Here is a 9,389-nt window from a genome sequence, read left to right as displayed (position 1 = left end):
AACTGATCGGGGCGATGGTGATGGAACTCACCGGATTGCGGGCCGGAGGACGGGTCCTCGGGGTCGGCCTGGCCCTGCCGGGACCATTCGGCGTCGAGTCCATGAGTTTTGTCGGCCCGACCACTATGACCGGATGGAAAGACGTGGCGCTGCGTGAACGGCTGGCGGAGGCTACCGGACTGCCAGCCTTTTTCGAGACCGACATGGCCGCCGCCGCCATGGGCGAGCGCCTCTACGGACTCGGAGCCCAATTCCCCGAATACTATTACCTCTACTTCGGCGTGGGGCTTGGCGGCGTCATGGTTCATGACGGCGGCGTGCTGCGCGGCGCGTGGGGCAATGCCGGCGAAGTCGGGCACATACCCGTGGTTCCCGGCGGAGAGCCCTGCCCTTGCGGCAACAGGGGCTGCCTGGAAAGATATCTCTCGCTCGAGGCATTGCGGCGTTGGAACGGCAGCGAGTCCGACTGGGTCGCGCAAGTCAGCCCGATCTTCCACAATGCGGTCGCCATCATCGAGAATCTGTTCGATCCGGAGACAATCATCCTGGGCGGGCTGGCTTCCACGGAACTGCTCGAGCGGCTGGCTGGGTCTGCCACCGGCCTTCACAATTCCGTCTCCGCGCGCAAGGACCGCGCGACGCCGCGTGTGATGGTCGCGCGTGGCGGGCGGCATTCGGTGCTGCGCGGCGCCGCCGCCCTTGCGGTTTCCGGAGTGTTGTCGCCCCGCTTCGGTCAAATGTTCGCCGCCGAGCGGGAACGCGGGCGCGATCTTCTGGCGGCAAGGGAGATAGCGGCATGAGCGAACCGCTGCTGGTTCTCGACAACGTCACCAAGAACTATGGCGCCATCGAAGCCCTGAAAGGGATCAGCTTTTCGATCAGCCGCGGCGAGGTCGTGGCATTGCTCGGCGACAATGGCGCCGGCAAATCGACGCTGGTGAAGATCATCGCCGGCGGACTGGAGCCGACTTCGGGCCGGATGCTGTTCGAGGGCAAGGAATTCCTCGCAAGGTCGCCCGCCGAGGCCAAGGCGGCGGGCATCGAGACCGTCTACCAGGACCTGTCGCTGTGCACGAATGTCGACGTGGTCGCCAATTTCTTCATGGGCCGGGAGATCACCCGGAAGGTTCTTGGCATCCCCGTGCTTGACGAGCGCGCCATGGAAGCCGTCGTTGAAAAGGCGCTGGCCAGCGCCGGCACGCGCATCCCGTCGTTGCGCGCCAATGTCGAGCACCTTTCGGGCGGCCAGCGGCAAGCCATCGAACTCAACCGCTTCGTGCATTGGGGCGGCAAGCTCGTTCTGCTCGACGAGCCGTTCGCCGCTCTCGGTGTCGAACAGACGCGGCGTGGGCTCGATATGATCCGCCAGGTGGCCAATCAGGGCATCGGCGTCGTCATCATCACGCATATCATGCAACAGGCCTTCCAGGTCGCCGACCGGATCGTGGTGATCCGGCAAGGCGTCGTGGCTGGCGATGTCGCGCGCAACAAAACTAGTCCCGACGCGGTGATCAACATGATCACCGGTGAGACGCTTGCCGGTGCCGGACCGGCGGGCTGAGGGACAAAAGAGGGGTCCGGCTTAACAGGAGCGAACGACATGAAGCGAATACTTCTTGCTGTCTTCGGTATCCTGGCACTGGCCTTTGCCACGCTCACGCCGGCATTCGCGCAGTCCAAGGGTATCGTCTACTACATGGTGCCGACACTGCTCGACGAATTCCAGACCGGTTCGGTGAGCGCGCTGGAGCTGTTCCTCAAGCAGGTCGGCTACGAGGTGAAGACGCTGAACGCCGACAACAAGACGGACGCGCAGCAATCGCAGATGAACGACGTGATCGCACTGAAGCCAGCGGCCATCATCCTGGCCGCCGTCGACTTCAATGCGCTGAAGCCATCGATCGAGGCCGCGCGCGCCGCCGGCATCCCGGTGGTTGAATTCGACCGCCAGATCACGTCGACCCTATCCGACTTCACCTCTGTCGCGGGAACGATCGAAATCGGCTACGTTGCCGCCGACCAGGCCGAGAAGCTGCTCAAGGCCAAGAACGGCTCGGTCAAGGGCAAGGTCCTGCAGGTGCTCGGCGATCCCGGCGATCCTTACACGCTCGATATCCAGAAGGGCTTCGAGGAGAAGATGAAGGCCTTCCCGGACGTCAAGATCATCTCGCTGCCCGCCATGCAGTGGGAAGCGAGCAATGCCGGCACGATCGTTTCCGACCAGATGCTGGCAAACCCCGACATCGACCTGATCTTCAGCCATGCCGCCCACCTCTCCGTCGCCGCCGTCGCCTCGCTCGAGGCGGCCGGCAAGAAGCCGGGCGACGTCATGCTGATGAGCTCGAACGGCGCTCCGGTCGGCCTCGACCTGATCCGCAAGGGATGGCTCAACGTCGAAGTCGAGCAGCCGCTCTACGCACAGGCGGCGGCGATCGCCATGTTCATGGACAAGATCGTCAAGAAGGAAGAGATCAAGCCCGGCGAATATGACGTGCTTGGCCTGAAATCGACCGTGACCAAGGAAGCCTGGGGGCCGAACATCAAGATCCCCGGCGCCGCGATCACGAAGGAAAACGTCGACAACCCGGCCTTCTGGGGCAACCAGAAGCCGCCGACGGACACCGTCAAGCCCGTCGAGTAGGCTCGTCGCCCGAAATGCTCCGGGCCGTCACGGCCCGGAGCCAACCTTCAACAATTCCACTTAGCGGATGAATTTTTCCGAAAATCCAAAAATTTCGGGGAGTCATGCGCCAACCGGATCAGCCCATGGACCCCCGCACCCGCCACGCCCTGGAGTTCGTTCTCGACAACCTCGTATGGTTCATGCTGCTGTTCGTGCTGGTGGTGTTCTCCATCTTCATCCCGAACTATTTCCAGCTCGGCATCTTCGCCAACATCATAGAGGCGTCGAGTGTGCTGGGCGTCATGTCGATCGGCCTTGCGCTGGTCATCATCGCCGGCCACATGGACCTGTCTGTCGAATCCGTCGCCGCGCTCAGCGCCATGGCGGTCGGCATCCTGTTCTGTTCCTCGGGGATAGGTCTCGGCGTGCAACTGCACCCGCAATGGCTGATGGTTCCCGTCTCGCTGCTGCTGGCGCTGGCTGTCGGCGGTCTGATCGGCGCCTTCAACGGCTATCTGGTGGTGAAGGTGAAGATGAGCGCCTTCATCATCACGCTGGCCTCCTACATCTGGGTGCGCGGGCTCGTTCTGGTGATTTCGGGTGGCCGCTCGGCCCAGGACCTGGCGCCAGCCATCCGCTGGTTCGGCATCCAGCGCCTCGTCGGACTGCCACTCACCGCCTGGATCGCGGTTGCCTGCTTCGTCGTCTTCTCGCTGATCATGGCCAAGACGCCCTTCGGCCGGCATCTGGTGATGATCGGCGGCAACGAGACGGCGACCTTCCGGGCCGGCATCCGGGTGAACCGCAACCTGATCATCGCTTTCGTGCTGGCCGGAGCCATCGCCGGCCTGGCGGGCTGGCTGCTGGCGATCCGCACCTCGGGCGCCACCGCCAATCTCGGCGTCGGCCTGCTGTTCAATGCCTTCGCCGCCGTCGTCATCGGCGGCGTCAGCCTGAAGGGCGGTGTCGGCACCCTCCCCGGCGTCTATGCCGGCGTGCTTCTGCTCTCGGCCATCAACACGGCGATCAACCTGATGGGACTGCCGGCCAACTTCACCCAGGTCATCCACGGCCTGCTGGTTCTGGCCGCCGTCCTGCTCGACGCTTTCAAGCAGACCATTCGCCAAAGACTCGCATGACAGGACGGCGCGCATGACCAACCGGCTCAAGGACAAGGTAGCTCTGATCGTCGGCAGCGCCCGCGGCATCGGCAAGGGCATCGCGATGCGCTTCGCCGAAGAGGGCGCGAAGCTGGTGCTTGCCGACACGGAGGTCGAGGCCGGCCAAGCGACGGCGAAAGAGCTGGGCGCCGCCTTCATCCGCACCGACATCTCGCTGGTGGCCGACGCCGAGGCCGCAGTTGCGCTGGCGCTCAAGCATCACGGCCGTCTCGACATCATCGTGCAGAATGCCGGCATCTATCCGTGGCAGCTCATTGAGAACACCAGCGCCGACGACTGGGACCGTGTCATGGCGGTCAATCTGCGCGGCACGTTCAACGCGACCCGCGCAGCCCTGGTGCCGATGAAGGCGCAGCGCCATGGCCGCATGCTCTACACCTCGTCCATCACCGGCCCGCATGTCACCAGCCCTGGTCACGGCCATTACTCGGCAAGCAAGGCCGGCATCAACGGCTTCATTCGTGCCGCCGCGCTGGAATTCTCCGGTTACGGCATCACCGTCAACGGCGTCGAGCCCGGCAACATCCTGACCGAGGCCATCGAGGAGCATCGCGGCGCCGCCTATATCAAGAACATGGAGGATTCCATCCCGCTCGGCCGGCTCGGCAGCCCGCGCGATGTGGCCAATGCCTTCCTCTTTCTCGCTTCGGACGATGCCAGCTACATCACCGGCACGACCATTATTGTCGATGGTGGACAATTGCTGCCCGAGGGCAACGATTTTCGGCTCTTGCCCCCCTGAGCCGATACTTACGGCAGTGTCGATATGCGCGGCGTAACGGCGAGCCGGCAAATGCGAACCACCGGCCAACACTGAGCCGGTATCAGAGGTTGCGGCTCACTCATCCAGAAGTTGCACGGAACCTGCATGCATCTCAGAAGTTGTTGATCGAGCGCCGATCAACGGAGATGCCAGGAATGCCCCACAAGATCAGAGCCAGCTATATCTACCAACGGGCTCATGAGTTGGCGGAGGGTAGCATCCACCAGTGTCCCGCCGAGATCGTTGCCGCCCTTCTGGCGGAGGGTTATCCGGAAGCCGCAGACCTCTTGGATTCCGAAAACATCCGAGCCGATCTCCGGCGGGTTTGCGACGACCGCCCGCCGGCCACCCTGCACCTCGCCCTGCGCCATTGATGCTGCATCTAGTTCAAGGGTGATGTTTTAGGTATGGGCCAAGACGTCCTCGTAGGCAAACAAGCCCCGAATGCCGGTATGGATGAAAATCACGTTCTGGTCCGCGCTGAAGCGCCCGGTCTGCACAAGATCAATCAGGCCGGCCATGGCCTTTCCGGTATAGACCGGGTCGAGGAGCAGCCCTTCCAGTTTCGCGCACAGGTCCACGGCTTCGAGCATGGCCTCTGAAGGCAGTCCTTAGCCAGGGCCGACATAGCCATCGAGAACTTCGACACGCTCGCGCTCTACCATCACGGCAGGCGGGAGCCTAGCCGCGGTCCCGCCACATAGGTCGTGGACTCGCGCCTGTATCACGTCGCTCGGTTCAGCCGAACTGATGCCGACAACCGGCGTGTGGCTGCCGAGAGCGGCAAGTCCTACCAGCAGGCCCGCCTGCGTGGCGCCACTGCCGGTGCAGTGGCCGATCGCATTCATCACCAGGCCGCTTTCACGTTTCAGTAGGCCAAAGGGCAGCGACAACCTTCGCGAAGGGACCCGCGCGACACCGAAATGCTGCTTGGCTAATTAGAAAAATCGCTTTCCTATCCGAAAAATCGGCTTGCCATCAGAAATTCGGGTGTTAGCGTGTGGGAAAGGCATCCTTCGGGCAGTCCCGGCGAGATGCGAAACACAAGCTCGAGGGGAGCGCATCGATGCTGTCACGTCGCCTGCCGATATTCGGGGCGTTTGCCGCCCTTTCTGTCCTGACCTTTGCCGAGCCGAGCTGGGCCACGGACAAGGATGTGCTTGTCATTGCCAAGGCCGAGGATCCGCCCACGGCCGACCCGGGGGTCGAGGTCAGCAACAATGGCTACACCCTGATCTTTCCGGCTTACGAGCGGCTGGTGAAGTATGACGGCGGCAAGACCGAGGTCATTCCGGAGCTTGCCGAGAGCTGGACCACCGCGGCCGACAACCTCAGCTGGACATTCAAGCTCGCTTCGGGACACATGTTCGACGACGGTTCGCCGGTCGACGCCGCCGCGGTCAAATATTCATTCGACCGCGTCAGGAAACTGGCAGCTGGCCCGGGCGACATGTTCCCGACCGTCAAGGACGTCGTCGTTGTCGACCGGCAGACCGTGAAGTTCGAACTGTCGGCGCCCTTCGCGCCGTTCCTGTCGGCGCTCGCGACTTCGGCCGGGTCGATCATCAATCCGAAAGCGCAAGAGCACGCGGTCAACGGTGACGACGCGAAAGCCTGGCTCGCCGAGCACAGCGCCGGCAGCGGCGCTTTCAAAATCTCGGCCTGGGAGCGCAACCAGCAGATCACCCTCGATGCCAATCCGCATTATTCCGGCAAGGCGCCGGCATTCAAGCAGGTCATCTTCAAGATCGTACGCGAGATGTCGTCGCGCCGCTTGCAACTCGAGAACGGCGACGCCGACCTGATCGACCAGGTGCCGGTCGACCAGGCCGAAGCGATGAAGAAGAGCGCAGGCGTTGCCATCGAAAGCAATCCCAGCCTCTACGTGATCTATCTCTATCTCAACAACAAGAAGGCGCCCTTCGACAATCCGAAGGTCCGCCAGGCGATTTCCTATGCGGCCGATTACAAGGGGCTGGTCGACGGCGTCATGCAAGGCCAGGCCGAACAGATGCGCGGGCCTGTGCCGGACGGCATGTGGGGCCATGATCCCCAAGGCATGCAGTACAGCTACGATCTGGAGAAGGCCAAAAAGCTGCTTGCCGAGGCCGGCGTTTCCGATCTGCACATCAGCTATACCTATTCGCAGGCTGACTCGGCCTGGGAGCCGGTGGGCCTCGCGCTGCAGGCTTCGCTGGCAGAGATCGGGGTCACCCTCGACATGAAGAACGTCGCCGACACGACCAAGCGCGAGCTGGTCGCCAAGGGCGATTACGACATCGCGACCGGTGCCTGGACGCCCGATTTCGCCGATCCGTTCATGTTCATGAACATCTGGTTCGACCCGACCAAGATGGGGGCGCCCGGCAACCGTGCCTTCTACGAGAATCCGAAGGTCACCGACCTGATCACCCAGGCGCTTGGCACCGTCGATCAGAAGAAGCGCGAGCAGCTCTACGTCGATGCCCAGAAGATCACCAATGAAGATGCTCCCTACGTCCTCCTGTTCCAGAAGAACGACATCTTCGCCATGCGATCCTCGGTGAAGGGATATGTCTACAATCCGATGCTGATCCAGGTCTACAACATCGCCGATATGTCGAAGTCCGAATAGAAATCGGCGCCGAAGGTATGTCGCTCATTTCAACGATCCTTCGGCGCCTTGTCTTGCTGGTCTTCGTCGTGGCCGGCGTCGCCGTGGTCACTTTCACCATCTCGCATCTCATCCCCGGCGATCCGGCCCAGTTGATCGCCGGTGACAAAGCATCGGCCCAGACGCTGGCGCATGTGCGTCAGGAGCTTGGTCTCGACAAGCCCGTCACCCAGCAGTTCGGCATCTACGTCAAACAGCTTCTGTCTGGCGATCTCGGCCAGTCCTTGCGAACGCGCCGCCCGGTGCTCGGCGACATCGCCCTGTTCCTGCCGGCCACGCTGGAGCTTGGCATCGCGGCCCTCGTCATGTCGATCATGATCGGCGTGCCGCTCGGCGTGCTCTCGGCGATCTACAAGGATGGCCCCGTCGACCAGGCAGCGCGTGTCGTGTCGGTGGCCGGCATTTCGATGCCGGTGTTCTGGTTCGGACTGGCGCTCATCCTGCTGTTTTATGTCAAGATACCGATCCTGCCGGGCAGCGGCCGCATCACCCTTGGCATCGCGGCGCCGCCGCGCTTCACCGGCTTCTTCCTGATCGACTCGCTTGTCGCCGGCGACATGAAGGCCTTCTGGTCTTCGATCTATCATCTCATCCTGCCGGCTTTCGTCCTCGCCTTCGCCAACCTCGGCATCATCACGCGGCAGATCCGGGCATCGATGCTGGATGTCCTGCAGGAGGACTATGTGCGGACCGCGCGCGCCAACGGGCTGTCGCGCTCGGCGATCATCCTGCGGCACGCCTTGCCCAACGCGTTGATACCCTCCGTGACACTGCTCGGCCTCGCCTTCGGCGACCTGCTCTACGGCGCCGTGCTGACCGAAACGATCTTCGCCTGGCCCGGCATGGGCAGTTACGTGGTGTCCTCGATCCAGACTCTGGATTTTCCTGCCATCATGGGCTTCACCATCGTCGCTTCACTGGGTTACGTCCTGATCAATCTCGCGGTCGACCTGACCTACATGGTGCTCGATCCGCAGATCAGGGAGCTCGGCTGATGGCGGTGGATGGCATCGCGGCGCCGCGCCGCGCCGCGTCCCGGCTTGGAGTTGGGCGCCTGTGGTATCGCGTGAAGGGAAGTCCCCTCACGCTGATTGGCGCAGCGATCGGGCTGCTGGTGCTGTTCGTGATCATCGCCGCGCCCGTATTGGCGCCCTACCCGCCGGACAAGATTTCGCTTTCGGCCAGGCTCGCGGCACCAAGCCTGCAGCACTTTTTCGGTACCGACGAAGTCGGGCGGGACTTGTTCTCGCGGGTGCTTTTCGGCGCCCGGGCATCCTGTGGCATCGCGTTCGCCATCGTCATCATCTCGACCGTCATCGGCTCGATCGTCGGTTGCCTGTCCGGTGTCATCGGCGGCATCGTCGACACGGCGATCATGCGGCTGATGGACGTCTTCCTGGCGCTGCCGGCACTCATCCTTGCCATGGCGCTGGCCGCGGCGTTGGGACCGAGCCTGTTCAACGCCATGCTGGCGGTGGCCGTGGTGCGGGTCCCCGCCTATGTGCGGCTGGCGCGCGGGCAGACGCTGTCGTTGCGAAACCGCACCTATGTGAAGGCATCGCGCAGCTTCGGCGCATCGCCCGCCTATCTGCTGCGCTGGCATATCCTGCCGAATGCTCTGTCACCCATCATCGTGCAGGCAACGCTCGATCTTGGCGGCACCATCCTGACGGCCGCCGCGCTGAGCTTCATCGGCCTCGGCGCGCAACCACCGACGTCCGAATGGGGATCGATGGTGTCGAGCGGCCGCAACTATTTCCTCGACCAGTGGTGGTATGTGACCTTTCCCGGCGTGGCGATCCTGGTTAGCGCCATGGGCTTCAATCTGCTGGGCGATGGTTTGCGCGACATGCTCGATCCAAGGCTGGGTGGCCGATGATCGAAGCGCATGGCGATACCCTTCTCGAAATCTCCGACCTCTCCCTTGAGTTCCGCACCTATCGCGGTCCGATCAAGGCGCTGAACGGGGTCAGCCTCAACGTTCGCGCGGGCGAGATCGTCGGGGTGGTAGGCGAGTCCGGCTGCGGCAAGTCCGTGACGATGATGGCGGCGACGCGGCTCTTGCCCGAGGGAAGCGCGCGCATCACCGGCGGCGGCATTCGCCTGTTCGGCAGCGATCCCATGAAACTCAGCGAGCGGGAACTGCAGCATGTGCGCGGGCGTCTCGTA

Annotated in this window: 12 protein-coding genes; 10 read left to right on the top strand and 2 right to left on the bottom strand. The window is 63.1% G+C overall.

All coding sequences use genetic code 11. The features are described from left to right. The 6 genes from WC739_RS22790 to WC739_RS22765 form a co-directional block, all read left to right on the top strand. Positions 1–800, top strand: an 800-nt coding sequence (locus WC739_RS22790; protein WP_372955256.1) for an ROK family protein, incomplete at its 5' end; no start/stop codon positions are given. Continuing rightward, complete coding sequence (locus WC739_RS22785) at positions 797–1,561, top strand: ATP-binding cassette domain-containing protein (protein ID WP_372955255.1); 765 nt, start codon at positions 797–799, stop codon at positions 1,559–1,561. The genes WC739_RS22790 and WC739_RS22785, both read left to right, overlap by 4 nt. A gap of 39 nt (positions 1,562–1,600) precedes the next feature. After that, positions 1,601–2,641 carry a sugar ABC transporter substrate-binding protein gene (locus tag WC739_RS22780; protein ID WP_372955254.1) on the top strand — a complete coding sequence of 347 codons (1,041 nt, stop codon included), beginning with the start codon at positions 1,601–1,603 and terminating at the stop codon, positions 2,639–2,641. A gap of 125 nt (positions 2,642–2,766) precedes the next feature. Beyond that, entirely contained in the window at positions 2,767–3,762 is a 996-nt protein-coding gene (locus tag WC739_RS22775) for an ABC transporter permease (protein ID WP_372955253.1), read from the top strand. 13 nt (positions 3,763–3,775) lie between these two features. Beyond that, positions 3,776–4,546, top strand: a complete 771-nt coding sequence (locus WC739_RS22770; RefSeq protein ID WP_372955252.1) for an SDR family oxidoreductase — start codon at positions 3,776–3,778, stop codon at positions 4,544–4,546. Positions 4,547–4,722: 176 nt separating this feature from the next. Beyond that, a complete protein-coding gene (locus tag WC739_RS22765) occupies positions 4,723–4,941 on the top strand; it encodes a hypothetical protein (protein WP_372955251.1) in 219 nt (72 codons plus the stop codon). Between the two features lie 27 nt (positions 4,942–4,968). Here the strand turns inward: WC739_RS22765 and WC739_RS22760 are convergent, their stop codons facing one another. Both WC739_RS22760 and WC739_RS22755 read right to left on the bottom strand, forming a co-directional pair. Further along, on the bottom strand, positions 4,969–5,160 hold the full coding sequence (locus WC739_RS22760; RefSeq protein ID WP_372955250.1) for a hypothetical protein: 192 nt from the start codon (positions 5,158–5,160) through the stop codon (positions 4,969–4,971). An 18-nt stretch (positions 5,161–5,178) separates the two neighbouring features. After that, on the bottom strand, positions 5,179–5,418 hold the full coding sequence (locus tag WC739_RS22755) for a hypothetical protein (protein ID WP_372955249.1): 240 nt from the start codon (positions 5,416–5,418) through the stop codon (positions 5,179–5,181). Between the two features lie 215 nt (positions 5,419–5,633). Between WC739_RS22755 and WC739_RS22750 the strand changes: the two genes are divergently transcribed. The 4 genes from WC739_RS22750 to WC739_RS22735 form a co-directional block, all read left to right on the top strand. Beyond that, positions 5,634–7,181 carry an ABC transporter substrate-binding protein gene (locus WC739_RS22750; RefSeq protein WP_372955248.1) on the top strand — a complete coding sequence of 516 codons (1,548 nt, stop codon included), beginning with the start codon at positions 5,634–5,636 and terminating at the stop codon, positions 7,179–7,181. Positions 7,182–7,198: 17 nt separating this feature from the next. Next, positions 7,199–8,215, top strand: a complete 1,017-nt coding sequence (locus WC739_RS22745) for an ABC transporter permease (protein ID WP_372955247.1) — start codon at positions 7,199–7,201, stop codon at positions 8,213–8,215. Beyond that, the gene (gene ddpC / locus WC739_RS22740) at positions 8,215–9,099 is read left to right on the top strand and encodes a D,D-dipeptide ABC transporter permease (RefSeq protein WP_372955246.1); all 885 of its coding nucleotides are present in this window, start codon (positions 8,215–8,217) and stop codon (positions 9,097–9,099) included. The genes WC739_RS22745 and ddpC overlap by 1 nt, the downstream gene beginning before the upstream one ends. After that, positions 9,096–9,389: ATP-binding cassette domain-containing protein (locus WC739_RS22735; protein ID WP_372955245.1), on the top strand; the 294-nt coding region annotated here is incomplete at its 3' end. The genes ddpC and WC739_RS22735, both read left to right, overlap by 4 nt.

It is taken from the genome of Mesorhizobium sp. (assembly GCF_041661565.1).
GTDB lineage: Bacteria > Pseudomonadota > Alphaproteobacteria > Rhizobiales > Rhizobiaceae > Mesorhizobium.
This window is presented reverse-complemented; position numbering and strand designations above follow the sequence as displayed.